Raw genomic sequence first — 20,509 nt, 5'->3', positions numbered from 1 at the left:
ACTTATTTGTAGGGATAGTAGGTCATTTATTATCAAGTTGTGATAAATCATCACTAAATTTATCTATAAATAAATTGCAAATAGATTTGAGGGCTTTAACTTTTTCTATTTTTGATTCAATCGCTTTTATTTTATTTTCTTTTGAATTAGCTTCTTCATCAGAAATAAAGCTGAGCATTACCCTAATATCTTCACCCGAATCTTCAGGCGCTAGCTTTAGTATCTTCTTAGACTTCTCTGTAATAGCTGAGGAAGCAGCTGAGTTAAAACTTTCTGAAACTAGCTCTTTTGCTACTTTATCGATAGAGATGGCTATATCAATCCATTGTTTGCTTTCAGCTGTTTCTTCAGGATCTATCTGATGATCAAATTGTGAAAATTCATTGAAGTATGGTTTTTGAGCTGAGTTATCTAATCTAGACAGACCTCGAAAAACAGAGTCGAACTCGGTGAACGGATTAATACCTCTAGGAAGCTCAGAGCGATGATGCCAAAGTTTAAAAATTGCATCTACACACTTTCTTTCAGCTACCTCCTTTTCTTCACCTTGGCAGTTTTCTGACTTGTGAATATTTTCAGCAATATAATGTACTAACCAACGGGCTGGAGTATTACAATCAATCTCCATACCTAGCTCAGTGATGATAGCTTTACCTAAGTTGATAATTTCTTGATTGGTAATCTCTGATGACTCCATCTTTTGAGAGAGTATACAAGTTGCAATATGGTCCCGGGTATTTGACATCGTCTGGTACATCCCTATCGTGAGTTGAGTTTTGGCGTTTAATTGATACTTCGAAAATGAGCGATAATTTAGTTTGAGCGCATAAATGCTTCAACGTATCTAAAGATAGATATAGCCGATCACCGTCGCGAATTGTACTTTCACTATAACGGTCATTATTGCGTGTATCAGTCCATGTTTCAGAGAAACCCTGAGAACTCCCCTTATCATCCATGTATTTTCTGGTAAGTAAGCAATAATTCAAATTGAGTAATTCTTCGTATTCTTTGCTGATTCTTCGCATTGGAAACTTTAACTCCCCAGCGTAAGGATCTATTTCATCCAGTTTTTTATATTCATCAGGTTCATTCAACCAACCTTTCATTTTAAAACTAGAGTCATCTAATTCGAACTGTTCTTCGTTATAGGAAGGTAATTTGTAATCGTGAGGATTTTTGCATGAAACTAGAGCTTTTAACAAAGAGGCTGAGTTGTTAACGGATACTAGTGCGCTGGAAATACTGTAAGTTTCGTTGTTGCCGCTACCATTATTGTCAGACCAAGAACCTGTAACACAGATAAATGTTCTGCCACCTTTACTTAATAGTAACCCTTCGAGAAAATCACTATATTCAATTTCCCATCTCCATGAGTCTGTAGTTTTTTTGCTTAGCCATTCTCTTCTTACTAAAGGTGCTGGATCTCTCAGGTCAGCCAAAAGATAGCCATTATTCATCGATAATAGGTGGTTAGAAAGCCAGTCAACCCAAAGATCATCTTCCCAGTCATACTTACCTTCAACTATAGGAAGTTTTTTGAGTAACCTTGATGCCATTGTGAAAATAACGTGATATCCCAAGTAAAAATCATATGGCTGAGTCGATGGTATAGAGCTGTGCCTTGCATGTGTTTCTTTATGGCCATGAGGTCGTGGATCTTTAATAAACCTTTCGTCTAAAGTAACTCCCCATTCATTAATTACTATGCTTATCGCTGTCCGTTTTAATTCTTCAACTGAAACATTAAACACGTTTGCTAATGGTTTAAGCCAATACTCTTGAAAATCTAGAAAAAATGATAGTTCGGGCAGTCCTTTATCAAGAGGCACTATATTAGCGATTTCAAATTTATTAGTTTCTTTAGGAGTATTCTTATTGAATTGGCTAAGTCCCACTGTGTCTAGTTTTTCTATGTCCTCAGCTGAATAAGTGCTATTTTTTTCTTGTAATAGCTTTCGGGCAACTTTAACTGAATAGTGCTCTAATAAAATGTGATCAGAATTTAGAGCTTGGTCTTGAAAGAAGGCGCTATGTTTTAACAAAGGCAGTGCATTTGATTGAACTCCTCTGTATAGAGCAATCATAAAATATAATTGGGCGTGAAACTTATAAAATGGAAAACTTGTTGAACCAAAGGCACCAATGTCATCTCGCTGAAACATAGCAATCATTGAGTCAATGACTTCATTGCAGTTAAGTTCTACTAGACGATAGACTATGTGGACACCCTCCCAACGATTTTTTGATGTGGGGTTAGCTAGTACTGACCAAATAAATGAGGCATAAGCTTCGGTATTATTTTCAGGGGGAACAAGCCATTTCGACCAATATCCATCAGCATCACTTTCATCGACATGTAGTTCTACTCTGTCTAAAGCGTAATTTAGAGCTTCTTTGGCTTCGGAAGGGGTCAGTTTTTGTGATAATACTGTAATAACAGAGAAAATAAATTCAGCATCATCAAAGTCGCTTTTATTTTCTAATGCTTTTATTACACCTGGAAGCCTTAGTTTTGAAAAATCTGCTTTTAGTTTAAATCGTGAAGTCCAATGTTCAGGCCACCAGGGATTTGAGACTGTACTTGCATTTAATTGTACGTAAAGATCAAAGCCTTTTATCCATAATTCTTTTACTCCCTCTCGTTCAAACCACTCTTTCGGTGTATTTTCTAAAGCATGTAATAGTTCGAAGCTGGACGAAAATTTGCATTTTAATATTGCATCAAGAACGTCTGCTGCTGAAATTATAGGAGCTCTATCATATAGTTGACTCCAGAAACATTCATCAAAACTCTTGTCTTTTAGGGCTTTAAAACTTGTTATTGATTCTTCAATAGTTTCTGAACTAATAAAGCTGCTATTCGAATTGAATACTGAATCCCAATCCACTGGCTTGTACGTCTTATCAGTGACATGAGGACTATGAGTAGGCTCTAGATCATGTTTATGTTCATTAAAATGTATAATAGCGTCATCAAGAGCCGAAGAGGATAGAGCAAATTTAGCACCAGTATTTTTTATGAGTGATAGTGCTGATTTTGATAACCCTTTAATTAAAGCTTGCTGAACAGCATCATTAAAAATAACTTCTCGTAGTTCTGGGTTTTCAGATTTTTTAAGGCATCGGCTAAAAAATTCTGCATAACTCTTGTTATCAATTAATCCCTGAGCGGCCCATGCTTCTCGGCAGCTCAGTGTATTAGCTGATATGGATTGCTCTAGTACTGTATCTTCAAAGGGTCCCCAATAGGTGACTTCTCTGTCTAGCCATCTAGCCATTATTGCAAATGATGATGATGCATCCATATCATGGATAGCTCTCACTGTACGTTCTAGCGGGAAATGGTCAGACATATACTCATAAAAGGTTTCTGTACTTCGAGCAAACCTGTATGTCAATTCAGGAGAACAGTTACTTTCAGCACTTTTCTCAGCCAAACTCAAAATCGCGAAGTGTCTATGTAAGGCTTCATTACCAAATTTAGAAGCTGCTTCTATAGCCTTGTTGAAATACTTTGCGGATTGTTTGGGTGCTAATAAACAAATTGCATTGGCAATATCTATATAGGATTCTGAAATACTTTCAGGACTATCATTTTTGTTATTCGAGGTGTTGATTAATGCCGTTTCGTAAAACTCAGATAGGTAATTAAGACTTTTTACTCTACAACTATAATACAGGCCGTTGAGCAAGCAACTATAAGATACATCGTCAATAATGTTTTTGAACAATTGTGATTGTAGTGGCTTTTCTATATTACCGGCCCAAAATAAACTTCTTTGTTTTCGACCATTTACAAAATCAGAAGTAAAATTCTTGCGCTCATATGCTTGAGGTAGGTACTTTCCAATTTCATCAAATACATCTTTATACTCTAATTCGAAGTTTTCTATACGGTTAGTTCTAGAGCGTATTAGGAAGCGTTGTGCTGGCAGCATGGCAGACAATGTTTTCTTATATTTTTCTTTTTCTTCTTTTTGCTTGTAGCTTAAGTCATCGGCTAAAAACTCATTAGGGAAAATTTGATTTTCGGGAAGCGATTTACCTGTCAACTCTTCTAAGAGAGCTGCTATTCCAACGAACTCTAATAGATCATCATTATGATATGTGGTCGGGTTGGCATACCAAGCTTTTGGCTCTAATTTTACTTGTCGAATCAGTAAGTTTTTTAATCTAGCGTTATCGTAGCCAGCAGCGAAACAATATTCGATAAATATTAGTAAATCTAGAGTTGAAATACTGATATTAGCTTTTTCATTTCGTTCACTTGTTGGATTCTCAATGTTTATTAAACAGCTCTGAGAAATTTCTTCATCTACAGATTGTTGTACTAAAAATAGCGAATTTATAAAGTTAATGCATACATAGCTATGTTCTTTAGAGTAGAAGGCAAGCTGTTTTAAATCTTCAAACCTAGAAGTATCGAGTAAGTTATTCGTAAAGGTAGCTATAGCGTTTTGAACAGCTTCTGAAGGGGAAAAGCGTATTATTCGATTAACAGCTTTTTCAGGGCCGAGTAGGTTTAAGTAGACAGTAAAAAGCAAAGCAACATCTTCAGCAGAAAGCTTTTCTTCATGCCTTTTTCTTTTGTCTTTTGCTGTTGATTTAAAATAAGTGCTTAGCCAGTTTTCTGCTGCTCTTAGATAACTTAGTGCTTCGCCTTTAAATTCACCATGCAATGATAGCAGTGCAGATTTGTAAAGATTTTCAGAACCCTTCCAGCCACCAGATAATCGCCCTTGAAACGCCAATTTTTGAACTTCGGTAGGCGATTGAACTATACCAATCAATGTTACATTTTGATTTAATAATTCAATTTGTCTTTGGTCACCAGCGAACTCTTCTCCAGTTCTCAATGCTAACTTAATAAATGAAAAGTAATCTTCCAGTTGTATGGCTGATTTCAATGCAGCATTCAGTCGTGATGTACTGATGCTTCTAGCGTCAACCGGATTTCCTTTAGGCAAAAATTCTTCTGAGAGCGCTAGTTCTATTAAGTCCTCGTGATTTCCCCCTGCCAACATTAGATAGGGTAAACATTCAGATACATAGCTGTTTGAATTTGCTATTTCCTGTATATTTTTTACAAACTCTTTAGCTTGCTCAGCTGTAGAAGCAAACTGTTTTCTAAACCATGTTTCTGTTGGTTCGTCTCTAAATTGAATACACTTGTCAATTAGCATTAAACCACGACCAAAATCACTGATGAAACTTGCAATTTCGTCTTCAGAAAGATTGGAAAGTTTTGATATAACGTCTATAGGAATAAATGGAGGTAAACTAGCTAAAGCTGTGCAAATCAGATCGATTTTTAAGCCTTCTGTGGTGGTATTTTTATTTTTTAATCTTGCAATTGCATTATTTAGTTGAACCTCAATCTGAGCGTCTACAGTAGTTAGGGTAGGCCCTAAATTTTTTAGCATCTCAATCAATGATTCTGGAAACTCTTCTATAGCGTAAGCTTGAACACGCGGATTACCTCCTGATAGCCGGTGGAATTCTTTGCCATGCTCTTCCGTAACATCCGAATAAAAAAGGTTTAGATGAGCGTATGACTCTTCTTCAGAAAATGCTCTAAGTTCAAATTGAGAAATATCGCTTCTCGGTGCTAACAGTTCTATTCGTTCTGTTCTACATAATGCAATAACAGTACAGCCATCGATCATTAAATCATTTAGCAATTGTGTGACTATTGAATTCTCAGCTTTTTCTTTAGCGGCCATGACTGCATTATCAGCGGCATCAATGAAAATATATAAGTGTGCCTGCTTATTTCCTTTTTTTAAACATTTCACTGAATTTTCTATGCAAGATATAAACTCCTGCATTAATTGTCCCTTGTCCTTCTTCATGGCTATCAACGAATCACACAAGCCATTAATTGCTAACTCATTAATAATTTGAACTAATACTTTATCAAAAGAGTGTCTTGGGTTAAGCATCGAACGATATAGTCCATCTCCGAAGCAATCGTAGACAATAGAACACGAGTGAGAAGGTATTATCGTATCAGCCAATCTAACCATTACCGTTTTACCAACCCCTCCACGAGCATGAATTATCGAGTTTTTATTATCTCTAAAAATTGATTTTAAAATAGACTCTTGCTGATTTCTGAGGTTGCTCGGTATAGAAGCTTCAAATTTTGGAGGTGATGGGAATATTTCACTGTAGTGCTCTGCGCCAAACCTTACTTCTAAATCATGTCGCTTTATTATGGAAAAGTCCGTTGAGGGCATTTGTGATAGCAACTTTATAGCAAACGCCTTAGTTAGTTCACTTACATGCTCTATATTCTCAGGAGATATATAAGACGTCGCATTACTATTATTTTTTAACACATCTAAGGTCGAATTAGTGAATATAATATTCAATATATCGACATTAAAACTGGTAAAAGAATCTTTTTCTTTATTAAAGTACTTTGTATTAAATTCGTCTGTTATTGCCTTTTCATAAAACTCTTTAACTGGTTTTGAAATCACCTTATTGCAAATTATTTGAACAGTAAACCCTGGCTTAATATCTTTATAAATATTTGAAATAATAGTTTTTAGATCTTTCTTATCGATTTCTCCACTAGTAGTTTTGGAGTAGAGTAAGCGAATATTTTTAGCTTCTTCATTTAATACGACGACGCTCAAGCTAACTTTATCTTGAACAAATTTAAGCTTTAATTTTTCTCTAAGTTCTTTATCTGGTGATAGTAATTCTAAGCATTGGAGGGTTGCCCAAAGTAATGGAATTTTATTGTTACAACTATCAAAAGCACTGGCTTGCGCTAAGAATGTAGCTTGAGCAAATGATTTTTGATCTATGTTAATTTCTGAATCATTAATGTCACCAGTTATAACCGGTGCATTGTTATGCCCACCAATAGCTACGCCCCTATTTTTTGCAATAACTTTGATTTTACTAAAAACACAAGAAAACAAAGTGTTACCCCACTTCAATGAAAGCTAAGTAAGTAATATATAGAGTTGCTGCACCGACTATAAGCCCCAAGATGGTAGCAATGTTAGCCAAAACACTTAAAATTCCAGAACGTTTAGCGTTGATATCTCCAGTCATTATTGGCCCGTTTGAATTACCACCTATACTAACTCCTCTATTTGATGCGAATATCTTTGTTGTAGTGCTTCTTAAGCTGAAGGTAAAAATAATTAAACCTATAACCGCAACTATAATTGCCAATGTTTGGTTTTGATTCACCCAATTTAATACTTGTTCCATTATTTATGTCCTTTTCAATTTAGGTATTACTTCAACGGCAACTTTGTTGGCATTGCGACTGTCAGGTTTCATAAAAACCTATTAACCTGTAGTTAATCCAAATTAATTTTATACTTTAATCTTGTTGGTAGTATATCTTCAAACTCACAATTTAGCGCATTAATAAGTTTATATAATGTTTCTAATTTAATATTCACATTACCTCTTTCCATCTTCCCGTAATTACCTCTTTCGATACCAACATAGGCTGCAAAACTCTCTTGGGAGTAGCCAGCTTCTTTACGTTTTAAACGTAACTTTTCACCAAACTCTTTAACTAAATCACTCACCAAAATTTTCCTTAAGGCAAAATGATTAGATTTTCATGTTGAGCGCTATAGAACCACGCCCTATAATACCCATTATTATTTTAAATTGATCTGGATTTACTTTGAAGTTAGACCCTTTTGTAGCTCAAATTATTATCGCTACTGACTTTAACCACTTCACAACGAATGATGTTCGGTCACCTTATTTAACCTTAAAAAACGATATTTCATTAAAGCCAGTTGATGCTAGAAAAAAGATATACGCTGAGCTATTAAAGTTAGTTAAAAAAGGATGGTTAACAAAGGTAAAACCTAGCGGTAAAGGTTTTACTCGATTTATTAAAACAACAAAGTTTGATGTAAGTGTGTTACGAGAAATATGCAAGCCGAACACTTCAGAGACAGTACTAACGGATAAGAAAAGCCCTTTAGTCGATAAGTTAAATCACTATAAAACGGAGCTCCTTTTGAATTTAGGGGAGTCTGAAGCTTACAAAGAATTATATACAGAGTTTCCAGAATTAGGGAACGATATACAACCGCATTACAACAAAGCTAGGGATAACAATACGAGGATATTAGGGAAAATAAAAGCCATTGAATGCTTACTTGAACAGAGCTGATGATTAGAGAGAAAATGAAATTAAGACAATGGCAGAATAACTGTATTACGTTAGCGTTTAATCGATACTTGAATAACCATAACCATTTTTTAGCCTTAGCAACGCCTGGTGCCGGTAAAACTTTGATGGCTTCTGAACTGGCCGATAAGTTACTCAAAAACAATATGATTGATTTGATTATTTGTTTTTCACCTTCATCCATTGTTTCTCAAGATTTTAGTGAAAGCTTACAACTAAGAACACAAGAACGATTTGATGGTTTATTAGGGGCTAGAGGACATTCGCTAACTTATCAAAATTTACAGTACCTTAATGATGACTTTTGGGCGCTGTTTACTCGATATAAAATATTTGTGATTTTTGATGAAATTCATCACTGTGCGGGTTCTAACGTTGATAACGCGAATGCATGGGGCGAACAAATAATACTAAACATTCAAAATAGAGCTAAATATACATTAGCGTTAACAGGAACTCCTTGGCGCTCAGACTCTGCTCCTATTGTTCTTTCAACTTATATACACCCTAGCAATAAAATATCGTGTGATTACGTATATGGGCTTTCTGAGGCTATTCAGGATGATGTTTGTCGTGTTCCTCAGATTATTGCGATTGATAATAATAATATTTCAGTCGTTGATGATGAGGAAACTAAAACGTTTGATAGCTTTAAGGCATTACTCTCGCAGTCAATCATTCCGTATCAAGAGATTATTGAAAATGAAAAAGTCATCAAATATGTAATTTCTTCCGCACAAAAGAAACTCGATACGATTAGACAGAAAAACGCTGACGCTGCAGGACTCATCGTCGCTTGTTCAGTTGAGCATGCAAAACAGATTGCAGCATTAATGAAGAAGTGTTTTAACGAAGATACCGTTGTTGTTACTTACAAAGAAAATGAGCCTACCCATCTAATTCAACAATTTAGACACGCAAAAACTAAATGGATTATTTCTGTAGGCATGATCAGCGAAGGAACGAATATCCCTCGTTTACAGGTTTGTTGTCACCTCACCAACATCAAAACAGAAATGCACTTTAGGCAGATTTTAGGTCGAATTCTAAGAATGACTAATTCGATAAATCAAGAAGCGGTTATGTATATGCCTGCTGAGCCTAAATTGTTGGAATATGCTTATCGCGTTAAGCAAGATGTACCGTTTGAAGCTGACGTGGTTAAGTTCGAGAAAATGAAGGCTGATGTTGACGAGGATTCTGAAAAAGATGAAAAAAGAAGTATCACCTTCGATAAAACAAGAAGTTTAGATCCGAAAATTGGTATTGAGCTTGGCGGTTTTGAAGATATTGTTACTTCTGATGTGTTTGATGAAGTCAGAGAGATAGCCGATGAACATTATTTGACTGCTTCTTATGACAAGGTGGTGAATATATTTGGGCAATTTAAGCAAGAAGCTATAGCGCTTGGGTTGAGTGAGTTGAGGTGATTAGATTTTCTGCTGAACAGTTTTAGTAAAACAGATGACAACAACAAAAACTAGCCTATAAGGATCATGATGAAAACATTTAAAACAGTCACTACACAGGAAATTACAACAATGGTTTGTGATGGCTGCGGCATAGAAGCAATCGCTGATGGTGACTATGAGTTTCATGAGTTCATATCAATAAGTCATCAATGTGGTTATAACTCGATTCATGGTGACTGTAAGCAGATTGACATCGATTTATGCCAACAATGTTTTGCCAACATGTGTGGTGATATGCTCAGGGTTACTGAAAAACCGCATGAATTTATTGATGACGATAAAAGTAGTAAAACGAACCAGCATGAATAAGAAGAGATAATAACGAAGATGAAAAAAAAACTCAGGAAAAATAAAGCTTATTACACTCGAATTTATCGTCTTGCTAAAGCTTGTAATATGAATTTTGATTTCACTCTGCAAATGATAAAACTACGTGCAGATGACAAACGATTAACACGAAAGAAAAAATCCTATGGCAGTTTTATGAATTGGAATACTGCATCAATGGATACCTTAGGGCTTATGGTTTGTGAATGTTCGAAAAAAGATGGTGAAACTATCAAAATACGGGTGTTTATGACTAAAGAAGAGTTGCCTGAAGATAAACAGGGGTTGTGGAAAGAAAGTATCATGCATTGAATTGATTAAATAACGATACTGACAGCAACTAAACGAAATACCAAGAAGCTTAAGTCAAACAATTACATGAGGTTTTCTGTAGACAAATACTTTAAATAAAACTTAAAAAATAGCCATCATACTAAATATATGGTGACCTTATAAAATAGGTACACACTTAAATTAATTTACAATATTAAACTGGCTAACTAAATACCCAACATAGCGTTTTGGTTAGTATATATCACCTTTTAGTTCTAGTTGGGTTAGATATACACGCATTTCAAATTCTAATTGGTGGTAATTAGGTAACATATGTTCACACAATTGATAAAATGCTTTATCGTGGGGTTTTATACGGATGTGAGCTAATTCATGAACGACTATCATCTCTAGAAATTCTTCAGGACCAGTTTTGAATATATCACTAATGCGTATTTCATTTTTACTTTTTAATTTACTCCCTTGCACTCTCGATATAAAGGTATGTAGCCCTAGAGCATTGTTTACAACATGAATTTTTTTATCATAAATAACTTTACTCAACGGTGAAGACTTTCGTAAATGTGTATTTTTTAAATTCATAACATATTCACGAAGCATTTTATCATTCTTAATATCGTGAGTTTTAGGGTACTTTTTAAGTAGAAAACTTCCTAACGTATCCTTCTCAACCATGGTTCTGATTTTACTTTGTATATCTAGTGGATATGAAGATAAATACTTCAGTTGATTTGGATTTGTTTTTGAATATGTCATCTGTTCAAGTTAAGGCGTTTTCAAGGCAATTATCGTCCAAATTGTACATTACTTATTTACATTTCGACAGTTAGATGGTCTTCAATATATAAAACTAAATTAACCTGTATCACTGGGCAATTACATAAGTTATGCCACCTAATTGCATCAGAACTGCCAATCATTACCATACAAAGCCACACAGTCGTTGTAGTTAAAGTTTACTTAAACTCATTGTAGGCGGTGGTTTTTCATGATTTTATGTCACCTCCGATCTAAAGGGGACGTTATCAATCTGATTGAACGTCTATATGTCTGACAACCACTCATCCTCATCAAAATCATTAGCCCTTTTTTTTACAGATTTCATTCAATTGAGGAAAAATAGTAAAGTTACCAGATAAAATATCCTTACCACAAGTAATTAAAAAGCTATGTAAATATGGTAGTTGTTCATTCTGTGGCATATCAAGTTTGACAAAAGAATCCCACGCTTCATGGCTATCAATTGTAACCAAATCGCCTAAATCATAATCTTCGAAGGTACAAGATAAACTACCAAGGGCAACACGCACATTGGCTCCCCAATTAACCCCTTCAACAATAACTCTAGTCGTTGAATTAGCATAACTAATAGAATATTCACTATAGGTGTTAAATACTTCTTCCTTAAATTCAAAATCATCACATAAGAATTGAAATTCTTTTCTGATCAGCACTTTAAACTTTTCAATTGCGTCCATGTTAAACCTAAGGCATATAACCGCATATTATGTAGACGTCTCAGTAATAACGCCCACTTCAATATTGAATAACTTACCAAAAAAATAACGTTAGCGTGGAAATATTTATTGAATAAGATGCCTAAACTCAATCTAAATTTCATGTACATATGAGGAGTAAAGTCGGTAAGGGGTTAATTTGATTTAGTTTTATATCCGAGTAAATAAATCTTCAAAAATTATCTTTCTAAACCAAATACAAAAAACTATACTGTATAAATTTACAGGTATTTATTATGAAAATCATCCCAATATTTGCAGAGGCTGGTATCAGTGGTTTTGAATCTCCAGCGGCTGAATATAAAGAACTCGGTTTATCTTTAGATGAACTTCTTATACGTCACCCAAACGCGACTTTTATTGGGCAAGCGACAGGACAATCAATGGAAGGTATCGGTATATTCCCTGGCGATTTACTGATAGTTGATAGGTCACTTACCGCCAAAGATGGCGATGTCGTAGTTGCTAACTTTAATGGCTGTTTTGTCTGTAAGTTAATTGATAAGAAACAAGCAAGGTTGTTATCCGCCTCTAAAAATCATGCACCAGTTTCAATTAAACCTGAGGATGACTTTCAATTAGAAGGCGTTGTTACTCGGTCAATAAGGCTTCACCATCAAGCACCTGAGTTGATTTCATGTATGCTTTAGTTGATGCCGTTTCTTTTTATGCAAGTGCTGAAAAGGTGTTTGACCCCAGTATACGTAACAGGCCTGTTGTTGTATTAACGAATAATGATGGCTGTATTTGTGCTGTATGCCCTATCGCCAGACGTTTAGGTATACCGAAGTTTACCCCGTATTTTAAGATAAAAGGTTTTCTACAAAAACATAATGTTGTGGTGCGTTCATCTAACTATGAACTCTATGCTGACTTGAGTGAGCGTATGATGAATGTTATTGCACGGTATTGTGATAATAGCTACGTTTACTCTATTGATGAGGCATTCCTTCATTTTGATAGTTATCAGGGCATCATCAAAGACTGGCACCAGTATGGTCACGAAATAAGAAGAGCCATTTGGAAAGAAACGCGATTACCCGTGGGTGTAGGCTTTGGAATAACATCTACCTTATCGAAAGCCGCTAATCATGCAGCCAAAAAGCTCGATGGTTATAATGGTGTTGCTGTTATTGATGACACAGTAAGTCGATTAGAGATATTAAAAAAAATGGAAGTGAATGATGTGTGGGGAATAGGTAATAAAATATCTAAACGCCTCATAGAGCAAGGTATTAAAACGGCTTACCAATTATCACTACAATCCTCAAAAAATATAAAGAAACAGTTTAGTGTGGTTACTGAGCGTACGGTTAATGAATTAAATGGTATGAGTTGTTTATCATGGGATGAGGTCAAAAGCCCCAAACAAGAAATATTCTCGACACGTAGTTTTGGTCAACGTATTTTTACCAAAGCAACATTACATTCAGCCCTTGTTACACATGGCGCTATTGTCGCTAAAAAAGTAAGACAACAAGCATCACTCATTAAAAAGCTGATGGTGTTTGCATCAAGCTCTCCACATGATGATAATTACTATAAACAAGCGATGATTTATACATTACCTGTCGCTACCGATAATAGCTGTATAATTGCTAAGGCGATAAGTGAAGTGCTTAACGCTATATTTAGGGAAGGTGTGGCTTTTTACCGATGTGGTGTAGGCGCAATAGCATTAGAGAGCCGATATTATCAACAACCGGATTTATTTTTAGAAGATAACTCTAATCCAGAATTGATGGGATGCTTAGACAATATAAACAACCGTTACGGCCAAGGGGCATTAACATTAGCAGCCGAAGGAAAATCTGAGGTATGGCAAATGAAACGTCATTTCCTTAGTCCCCAATATACAAGCAACTGGCATGACATACCTAAAATTCAATGTTAGTTTATTGATAATTCTTAATATAAGGTTTGAATAATGTGCGGTCGATTCAATACGACTTTTGATAGTGGTGTTAAAAAGCTTTATACCAGCTTAAAAATACACAAAGTAATCGATAAACCCATCGATAAACGCTTTCTACGTGCAGCCGATACACTCTCTATTGTTCGTAATGTCGGTAATCAACGCCGTATTGAAAATGCGATGTGGTGGTTACTCTTAGACGAAACCAATGACGGTTTTAAACCATCAAAATATACATCATTCAATACACGATACGATAAGTTAAACACCCCTCATTCTGCTGGTTATACCGCTTATAGAGAGTCACGCTGTATTATTGTGGCTAAAGGGTTTGGTGAAACGCAATTTGTGAATAAACAACCTGTTCATTATCATGACATGGTTGCAGAAAATGGAGGGTTAGTTTTTGGTGGATTGTACAGAGAATGGCAACATCAACAAACAGGACAAACAACACTTTCTTGCTCTGTTATTACCTTGCCACCACACCCCAAACTAACAAACATTCACAGCAAAGCGATGCCGTTAATATTACCTCAGTCAGAAAATATGATAGATGATTGGTTGAACCCAACAGAGCATAATGTTGAAAAATTTGATGGCTTACTCACACCACATATTCCACAAAGTATTATTGCTCAGCAGGTAGATAAGCCGTCTTTGTACAACTCTATAAATAATCACTTATTAATCTCAAAAGATAGTTAAGTTACATAATCAATAGGCCTGCTTCTAGCCAAAAGCGGAAGTTAGCTTTTGAGTTAAAAACGGAAGATCAGGGATCCTAAAGTTGTCGTTTTTATATAAAAACTCACATCCATTCACAGTTAAGATTGTGCCGAAAATTTTTGCACGGAATTAAATATCAAATCCCCAAAGCGGACATTGAATCATGTAAGTTTTAAATAAATTCAAAATATTAAATCTAACTCGCTTTCGCCCCCTAAGTGCCTTAGAGTTTAATGGTTGTAATGTCAGTATTAGATATTGTAAAACCTGTAAAGGAGCGAATATGCAAAGTGTAAAATTTAACTCAACAATAACTTGTCCTGAGTGTGGTCATAGTAAAACAGAAAAAATGCCAACCAATGCCTGTCAGTGGTTCTATGAATGTGAATCATGCAAAGTATTATTAAAACCCTTAAAAGGTGATTGCTGCGTTTTCTGTTCTTATGGAACTGTTAAATGCCCACCAATTCAAGAAGGACAAGATTGCTGTAATAGCTAACCGTCATAGTCATCCGACAGATTTGAGCTTACGTAAAATAAATCCGTCAGCATGCCGCTTTAGTAACTCTAAAGTCTTCCGCACTAGTAAGAGAAATAAGGTCTCTCAATAAAACGAGCCTGTAACAGGTTTAGTTAAAATGTTTTTTCATCTTTGAAAGTATTTCTAATTGTTTTTTGAGTCTCTACATATTTCGTCTACGAACTCAAATTCCAGTGTTGTATGTTCAAGATGAAAAGGGATAAGTCGTGTTGATATTTCATGCTTTATTGCCATATATTCTTGTTGATCACAGTAATAATTTAACACTAAATGAGCAGTAAGAACATGCCTTTCGCCATCAAGAGACCACAAATGGAAATGATGAATATCTTCAATAAAATTCAATGTTGATAATTCAATTTTTATTTTTTCTTGAATGGCTTGCTCTGGTGTTGCCTGTAAAAACAGACGTATTGCAGTGCGGAGGTTTTTTAATACATTAAAAAGAATAAATAAGGTAAATCCGATTGAAAGTATCGGATCAAGTATTGGCAGTTCGATAAACATTAGGACGATAGCAACAATTAATACGGCTACCCAACCTAAGACGTCTTCCAATAAATGCCAATTAAGTACACGTTCGTTTAGTGTTTTCCCGTCACTTAATTTGAAGGCAGCATAACCATTAACAATCACCCCTAATATCGCTAACCATAACATGCCTTGAGCATCAGGCATCTCTGGCGATAACAATCGAGGGAATGAAATGGTTAACACATAAATTGACCCCGCTATTAAGACAACGCCGTTAATAAGCGCACCAAGTAAAGAAAAACGGTGGTAGCCGTAACTAAACGTTTCATCATGGTTTTTTTTGCTGAGTTTATTTAATCCCCATGCGAGACCGATGGATAAACTATCTCCTAAATCGTGAACTGCATCCGCCATGATTGCGGTACTGTTGGTTAACCAGCCGCCAATAAACTCGATAATAGTAAAACTAACATTTAATATAAATGCCCAGCCAATACGACTTGAAGACATATCTTTAGGAATATGACTGTGCCCATGACTAGTTGAGTGTTGATGTAAATTGTCGGACATTTTTTTCTCCTATAAATCTATATCCCGCAGCGAATACCTACGGGATATCGAGTTAAAGCAAACCGTCATATTTGCTTTAGCCAAACAGCACTACCTTCTCATTTCTTCAATCCGACCTTTAGAAAACCAACCATAAAGTACGGGGAGGACAAATAAAGTAAGGAACGTTGCTGTAACCAAACCACCAACAATTACAGTGGCTAATGGTCGTTGTATCTCAGATCCTACACCATTTGACATGATAATAGGTATCAAACCAAGAGCGGAGGTAATCGCTGTCATCAATACAGGGCGAAGCCTTGATATAGCGCCTTCGTAAACGGCTTCGGCAATACTTTCCATACCTGTTTCAATGCGTAGATTAATCGCTTCAACCATAACCACACCATTGAGAACAGCGACACCAAATAAGGTAATAAAACCAATTGAACTTGGGACAGATAAGTATTGACCAGAAATATACAAGGCGACAACTCCACCAATCATAGCTAAGGGTAAATTGACGAGTATGAGCATAGCTTGACCAACACTAGTAAAAGCAAAATATAGTAGCAACGCAATAATACCAATAGAAAGTGGAACAACGATAGCAAGTCTTTGCTGTGCTCTTTGTTGATTTTCAAATTGGCCACCGATATCAACAGAATAACCGGGAGGTAAATCAACCTTACTTGCAATTGCTGCTCTAATATCTTTAACGACACTCCCCATGTCTCGTCCTTGTACGTTGGCTTGAATAACGACGCGTCGCTGGACATCATCTCGGCGTACCTGAGGAGGGCCAGATTCAATGGCAATATCTGCCACATCACCTAACCGCACCCATGCACCTGTTGGAGCCTGGAGTCGTAAGTCAGCAATAGTTTGTTGCCGATCTCTAAACTCTTTGCCTATTCGCAGGTAAATATCATAACGTTCATTACCATTAATGACTTGTCCTACTTCCTGACCACCAATACCATTACGCACTAATCTCATTACATCACCAACCGATAAGCCGTATCGAGACAATTGACGACGGTTTGGTCTAACGACTAACTGAGATTCACCTGCTATTGGCTCCATAGCAACATCCCTTGCACCATCAACCCCTTGAATAGCATTAACAATAGCCTGACCTTGCTGAGCAAGGATGTCGAGATCTGGGCCAAACAGTTTTATTGCTAACTGGGCTTTCACACCTGAAAGCAATTCATCGACTCTTGTTGCGATAGGTTGAGAAAAATTAAGTAGTAAACCGGGGAATTTCTCAAGTTTTATTTCCATTAAACCTTGTAGTTCATGGCGTGTTTTTGCACTCGTCCACTCAGCGGTTGGTTTGAGGCCAATATAAATTTCAATATTACTGACTGGTTCAGGATCACCACCAATTTCTGCTCGACCAATACGACTGGTAGCATAAGTAACTTCAGGAAATTCCAGTAGTATTTTCTCCAACTTAGGCGCTACAAACAGAGCTGTAGTTAAGCTGGTAGAAGGAGCCATTGTTACACGTAAATTAATTGTGCCTTCTTCAAGCTCAGGTACAAATTCAGTGCCTAAATTTGGCACTAGAAATAACGTACCAACAAGTAAGGCTCCAGCCCCGATAAGAACCACTTTTTTGGCGTTCATCGCTTTTGTTAAACTATTGCGGTAAAGCTTTTCTAGCACACTAACGAAAGGGCTGGTTCGGGCTTTAAAACCTCGTTGAAACAGGTAACTGGCTAGAGCAGGTACAACAATGAGTGATACGACTAAAGACGCCACCATAGCAATCATAATACTAATAGCCATGGGCTGAAATAGTTTGCCTTCGACTCCTTCTAAGCTAAACAAAGGGGCAAAAACCACCATAATAATTGTTACTGCAAAAAATACAGGCTTAGCGACTTCTCGTGCGGCAATTTGTATACGCAAACTAACATCGATATCTTTTTCGACATCAAAAGGGTTCTCACTGTCATGCATTCCTTCATGACTATGTTCGTGACGACGATCGGGCTGACTGAGATGTTTGAAAATATTTTCCATCATCACCACTGCACCATCGACCATCATTCCAATCGCAACCGCTAAACCACCCAGAGACATTAAATTCGCAGACAAGCCATTGTAGGCCATGATCATTAAGGCCATACCAACAGAAAGTGGAATAGAAATCAGAACCAGCAAAACTGCGCGTACATTCAGTAAGAAAAGTAACAATACAATAACAATAAAGATAAAAGCCATTGTCAATGCTTGAACTACCGTACTAACTGCTTTTTCAATTAAATCTGCTTGGTCATAAATGGGTTCAAACGTTACACCTTTTGGCAAGGCTTGTTGAATGAGCGGGATTCTGTCTTTTATGCCATCAATGGCAACTTTAGTATTTGCGCCCATACGTTTTAAAACAATACCGGAAACAACTTCACCTAGGAATTTACTACCATTAGTACCGACACGTTTAGTCATTGTGACAGCGCCTTGTCTAATTTCGCTTCCAAATTCAATAGTTGCAACATCAGCTAGATAAACAACAGTACCTTCAATTGTTTTGACAGGGATTTGCTTTAGTTCTTCAATACCTTTTTCATCACTACTTAACCAACCAACACCTCGAATAATAAGTTGCTCTTGGCCTCTATCCATATACCAGCCACCCGCGTTATCATTATTATCTTCTAATGCGTTAGCGATATCTTCTTGGGTCAATTGGTAAGCAAGTAAACGAGAAGGGTTGATATTTACTTGGTATTGTTTAACATTTCCGCCGAATGCTAAGACATCAGTAACACCGTCTACAGGCATTAATAATAATTTAACCACCCAATCGTTTAGACTTCGAAGTGACATACTGTCATAACCAGAGTCTTCATCAGCGAGTAACAAATATTGATATACTTGCCCCAAACCAGAGGTGTTTGGACCAATCTCAGGTATACCAACACCTTCAGGTATTAATTCTTTTGCTGATTGCAATCGCTCAAAAACCAATTGACGAGCAAAATAAATATCGGTCCCTTCCTTGAAGACGACCGTAATACCAGACAAACCTGTTTTAGAAATTGAACGTACTTCTTCAACATCAGGTAATGCATACATTACGGCTTCTATTGGAAAGGTAATAAGTTGTTCTACTTCTTCTGAAGCCAAACCTGGCGCTTCAGTATTAATGGCCACCTGCACGTTGGTCACATCTGGAAATGCATCCAAATTCAAACGTGGAATAGTAAAAATGGCCATAGCCGTTAACGCAACTAAGGCAAATATTACCAATAATCGGTTAGCGACAGACCAGTCAATCAAACGATTTAACATGTGTTAGTTCTCCAATTATCAATTAATGGTTATGAGCATCGAAACTGCCTTTGGCAATTTCTGCCGCGACATAAAATGCGCCAGTTGTGACGACTTTGGTGCCTGCTGGTAATCCCTTAATTTCACGTGATTTTCCTAGTTGTCGTCCCAATTCAACTTCGACACCTTTAAATTCGCCATTTTCTTCAACAAACACCATCCAATCACCATCACTACCACGCATTAATGCTTCTTCAGGCACAGTCAGAACTTTTTTGTCCGTTTCAAAGGCAAAATAGACATCCGCAAATAAGCCTGGATGAAGCTTATGACCGTCATTTTGAACCTGTAAACGTATAATACGTGTGCGAGTTACTGGGTCTATGGTATGAGCTTTTTGAGTGATCGTAGCTGTGTATGTATTGTTACCTACATTTACTTGCGCCTTTGAATTTTCAGGTAAGTCCAATTCCATTGATGGAGCTAAACGTGCTTCAACCCATAACGTATCCTCATCAGCCAGATCAAATAAAGTACCGCCGGATTCTATGCGTTGTCCTTGACGGAAATTATCAGATAATACCGCGCCAGAAGTCTCTGCGTTTAGAGTGTATTGGCCAAGTTTTTTAGTGTTGGTAGCCAAAGAGGTAATAGCGTCAGCAGATAAGCCATACGCATATAATCGTCCTAAGTCAGCCTCAAAAGCGGTCTGAGCTTCTATAAAGCGTTTATCACCGACCGCTTTTCGACCAAGTTTTTGCACTCGTTTCCATTCTGAATCAGCGAGCCTATAGCTGGCTTGTGCTTCAGCCATTGACTCACTAAATAGGGTGACTAACGGTTGATTGATTTCAACATGATCACCTAAAGCAACATGGCGTTTTAGTATCACCGAATCTACTCTTGGCGAGACTAAATAACTGGTATAGTCATTCGCTTTTATCTCTCCTTGAGCATAAATACTGTAAGTCATCGCCTGAGACTCTAGTACGGTTATGTTAATTTCAGCTAAATTTAATTGTTCCTTTGAAAGTTTAACTCCCGAACCTTCTTCTTCGTGTTCATTTTTACCTTCATGGCCATGCCCATCGTCTTTTTCTTCTTCGTGTTCATTTTTACCTTCATGTCCATGCCCATCGTCTTTTTCTTCTTCGTGTTCATTTTTACCTTCATGGCCATGCCCATCGTCTTTTTCTTCTTCGTGTTCATTTTTACCTTCAT

Annotated in this window: 17 protein-coding genes; 8 read left to right on the top strand and 9 right to left on the bottom strand. The window is 36.6% G+C overall.

Translation table 11 applies throughout. The annotated features are described in order from the left end of the window. Nucleotides 1–22 precede the first annotated feature (22 nt). The 4 genes from Q5N69_RS13530 to Q5N69_RS13515 all read right to left on the bottom strand — a co-directional run bounded on the left by Q5N69_RS13530 (nt 23) and on the right by Q5N69_RS13515 (nt 7,565). Nucleotides 23–745, bottom strand: coding sequence for a hypothetical protein (locus Q5N69_RS13530; RefSeq protein ID WP_304369516.1), 723 nt, complete (start codon nt 743–745; stop codon nt 23–25). Continuing rightward, the gene (locus tag Q5N69_RS13525; RefSeq protein ID WP_304369515.1) at nt 651–6,938 is read right to left on the bottom strand and encodes a hypothetical protein; all 6,288 of its coding nucleotides are present in this window, start codon (nt 6,936–6,938) and stop codon (nt 651–653) included. The genes Q5N69_RS13530 and Q5N69_RS13525 overlap by 95 nt, the downstream gene beginning before the upstream one ends. A 4-nt stretch (nt 6,939–6,942) precedes the next feature. Next, a complete protein-coding gene (locus Q5N69_RS13520) occupies nt 6,943–7,236 on the bottom strand; it encodes a hypothetical protein (RefSeq protein WP_304369514.1) in 294 nt (97 codons plus the stop codon). Between the two features lie 92 nt (nt 7,237–7,328). Continuing rightward, nucleotides 7,329–7,565, bottom strand: coding sequence for a helix-turn-helix domain-containing protein (locus tag Q5N69_RS13515; protein ID WP_304369513.1), 237 nt, complete (start codon nt 7,563–7,565; stop codon nt 7,329–7,331). Nucleotides 7,566–7,666: 101 nt separating this feature from the next. On the opposite strand from Q5N69_RS13515, the gene Q5N69_RS13510 reads away from it, so the two are divergent. The 4 genes from Q5N69_RS13510 (at nt 7,667) to Q5N69_RS13495 (ending at nt 10,296) form a co-directional block, all read left to right on the top strand. Continuing rightward, complete coding sequence (locus Q5N69_RS13510; RefSeq protein ID WP_304369512.1) at nt 7,667–8,167, top strand: hypothetical protein; 501 nt, start codon at nt 7,667–7,669, stop codon at nt 8,165–8,167. Between the two features lie 14 nt (nt 8,168–8,181). After that, nucleotides 8,182–9,615 carry a DEAD/DEAH box helicase gene (locus tag Q5N69_RS13505; protein ID WP_304369510.1) on the top strand — a complete coding sequence of 478 codons (1,434 nt, stop codon included), beginning with the start codon at nt 8,182–8,184 and terminating at the stop codon, nt 9,613–9,615. A 69-nt stretch (nt 9,616–9,684) separates the two neighbouring features. Next, the gene (locus tag Q5N69_RS13500) at nt 9,685–9,966 is read left to right on the top strand and encodes a hypothetical protein (protein WP_304369508.1); all 282 of its coding nucleotides are present in this window, start codon (nt 9,685–9,687) and stop codon (nt 9,964–9,966) included. A gap of 174 nt (nt 9,967–10,140) precedes the next feature. After that, the gene (locus Q5N69_RS13495; RefSeq protein ID WP_304369507.1) at nt 10,141–10,296 is read left to right on the top strand and encodes a hypothetical protein; all 156 of its coding nucleotides are present in this window, start codon (nt 10,141–10,143) and stop codon (nt 10,294–10,296) included. 213 nt (nt 10,297–10,509) lie between these two features. On the opposite strand, the gene Q5N69_RS13490 is transcribed toward Q5N69_RS13495, so the two are convergent. Continuing rightward, on the bottom strand, nt 10,510–10,953 hold the full coding sequence (locus tag Q5N69_RS13490; protein WP_304369505.1) for a YgjP-like metallopeptidase domain-containing protein: 444 nt from the start codon (nt 10,951–10,953) through the stop codon (nt 10,510–10,512). A 404-nt stretch (nt 10,954–11,357) separates the two neighbouring features. Further along, complete coding sequence (locus Q5N69_RS13485) at nt 11,358–11,756, bottom strand: hypothetical protein (RefSeq protein ID WP_304369504.1); 399 nt, start codon at nt 11,754–11,756, stop codon at nt 11,358–11,360. Nucleotides 11,757–12,031: 275 nt separating this feature from the next. Between Q5N69_RS13485 and Q5N69_RS13480 the strand changes: the two genes are divergently transcribed. The 4 genes from Q5N69_RS13480 to Q5N69_RS13465 all read left to right on the top strand — a co-directional run bounded on the left by Q5N69_RS13480 (nt 12,032) and on the right by Q5N69_RS13465 (nt 14,938). Beyond that, the gene (locus Q5N69_RS13480) at nt 12,032–12,445 is read left to right on the top strand and encodes a LexA family transcriptional regulator (RefSeq protein WP_304369503.1); all 414 of its coding nucleotides are present in this window, start codon (nt 12,032–12,034) and stop codon (nt 12,443–12,445) included. Next, complete coding sequence (locus Q5N69_RS13475; protein ID WP_304369501.1) at nt 12,433–13,689, top strand: Y-family DNA polymerase; 1,257 nt, start codon at nt 12,433–12,435, stop codon at nt 13,687–13,689. The genes Q5N69_RS13480 and Q5N69_RS13475 overlap by 13 nt, the downstream gene beginning before the upstream one ends. A 33-nt stretch (nt 13,690–13,722) precedes the next feature. After that, nucleotides 13,723–14,418, top strand: a complete 696-nt coding sequence (locus Q5N69_RS13470; protein ID WP_304369500.1) for an SOS response-associated peptidase family protein — start codon at nt 13,723–13,725, stop codon at nt 14,416–14,418. Nucleotides 14,419–14,722: 304 nt separating this feature from the next. Then, nucleotides 14,723–14,938 (top strand): GDCCVxC domain-containing (seleno)protein, encoded by a 216-nt coding sequence (locus tag Q5N69_RS13465; RefSeq protein ID WP_304369499.1) that lies wholly within the window; start codon nt 14,723–14,725, stop codon nt 14,936–14,938. 165 nt (nt 14,939–15,103) lie between these two features. Here the strand turns inward: Q5N69_RS13465 and Q5N69_RS13460 are convergent, their stop codons facing one another. The 3 genes from Q5N69_RS13460 to Q5N69_RS13450 form a co-directional block, all read right to left on the bottom strand. Then, nucleotides 15,104–16,024 (bottom strand): cation diffusion facilitator family transporter, encoded by a 921-nt coding sequence (locus Q5N69_RS13460; protein WP_304369498.1) that lies wholly within the window; start codon nt 16,022–16,024, stop codon nt 15,104–15,106. A gap of 90 nt (nt 16,025–16,114) precedes the next feature. After that, the gene (locus tag Q5N69_RS13455) at nt 16,115–19,309 is read right to left on the bottom strand and encodes an efflux RND transporter permease subunit (protein ID WP_304369497.1); all 3,195 of its coding nucleotides are present in this window, start codon (nt 19,307–19,309) and stop codon (nt 16,115–16,117) included. Nucleotides 19,310–19,331: 22 nt separating this feature from the next. Beyond that, nucleotides 19,332–20,509 (bottom strand): efflux RND transporter periplasmic adaptor subunit (locus tag Q5N69_RS13450; protein ID WP_304369496.1); only part of this gene is annotated, 1,178 nt, incomplete at its 5' end.

Source organism: Pseudocolwellia sp. AS88, assembly GCF_030551755.1.
In the GTDB taxonomy this organism is placed as follows: domain Bacteria; phylum Pseudomonadota; class Gammaproteobacteria; order Enterobacterales; family Alteromonadaceae; genus Pseudocolwellia.
The sequence above is the reverse complement of the archived record's forward strand: the minus strand, read 5'-3'. Positions and strand labels throughout refer to the sequence as shown.

Coding starts and splice junctions, on each gene's coding strand:
- Q5N69_RS13530 (WP_304369516.1), bottom strand. CDS start 745: ATGTCAAATACCCGGGACCATATTGCAACTTGTATACTCTCTCAAAAG.
- Q5N69_RS13520 (WP_304369514.1), bottom strand. CDS start 7,236: ATGGAACAAGTATTAAATTGGGTGAATCAAAACCAAACATTGGCAATT.
- Q5N69_RS13505 (WP_304369510.1), top strand. CDS start 8,182: ATGAAATTAAGACAATGGCAGAATAACTGTATTACGTTAGCGTTTAAT.
- Q5N69_RS13500 (WP_304369508.1), top strand. CDS start 9,685: ATGAAAACATTTAAAACAGTCACTACACAGGAAATTACAACAATGGTT.
- Q5N69_RS13495 (WP_304369507.1), top strand. CDS start 10,141: ATGAATTGGAATACTGCATCAATGGATACCTTAGGGCTTATGGTTTGT.
- Q5N69_RS13490 (WP_304369505.1), bottom strand. CDS start 10,953: ATGGTTGAGAAGGATACGTTAGGAAGTTTTCTACTTAAAAAGTACCCT.
- Q5N69_RS13485 (WP_304369504.1), bottom strand. CDS start 11,756: ATGGACGCAATTGAAAAGTTTAAAGTGCTGATCAGAAAAGAATTTCAA.
- Q5N69_RS13480 (WP_304369503.1), top strand. CDS start 12,032: ATGAAAATCATCCCAATATTTGCAGAGGCTGGTATCAGTGGTTTTGAA.
- Q5N69_RS13475 (WP_304369501.1), top strand. CDS start 12,433: ATGTATGCTTTAGTTGATGCCGTTTCTTTTTATGCAAGTGCTGAAAAG.
- Q5N69_RS13470 (WP_304369500.1), top strand. CDS start 13,723: ATGTGCGGTCGATTCAATACGACTTTTGATAGTGGTGTTAAAAAGCTT.
- Q5N69_RS13465 (WP_304369499.1), top strand. CDS start 14,723: ATGCAAAGTGTAAAATTTAACTCAACAATAACTTGTCCTGAGTGTGGT.
- Q5N69_RS13460 (WP_304369498.1), bottom strand. CDS start 16,024: ATGTCCGACAATTTACATCAACACTCAACTAGTCATGGGCACAGTCAT.
- Q5N69_RS13455 (WP_304369497.1), bottom strand. CDS start 19,309: ATGTTAAATCGTTTGATTGACTGGTCTGTCGCTAACCGATTATTGGTA.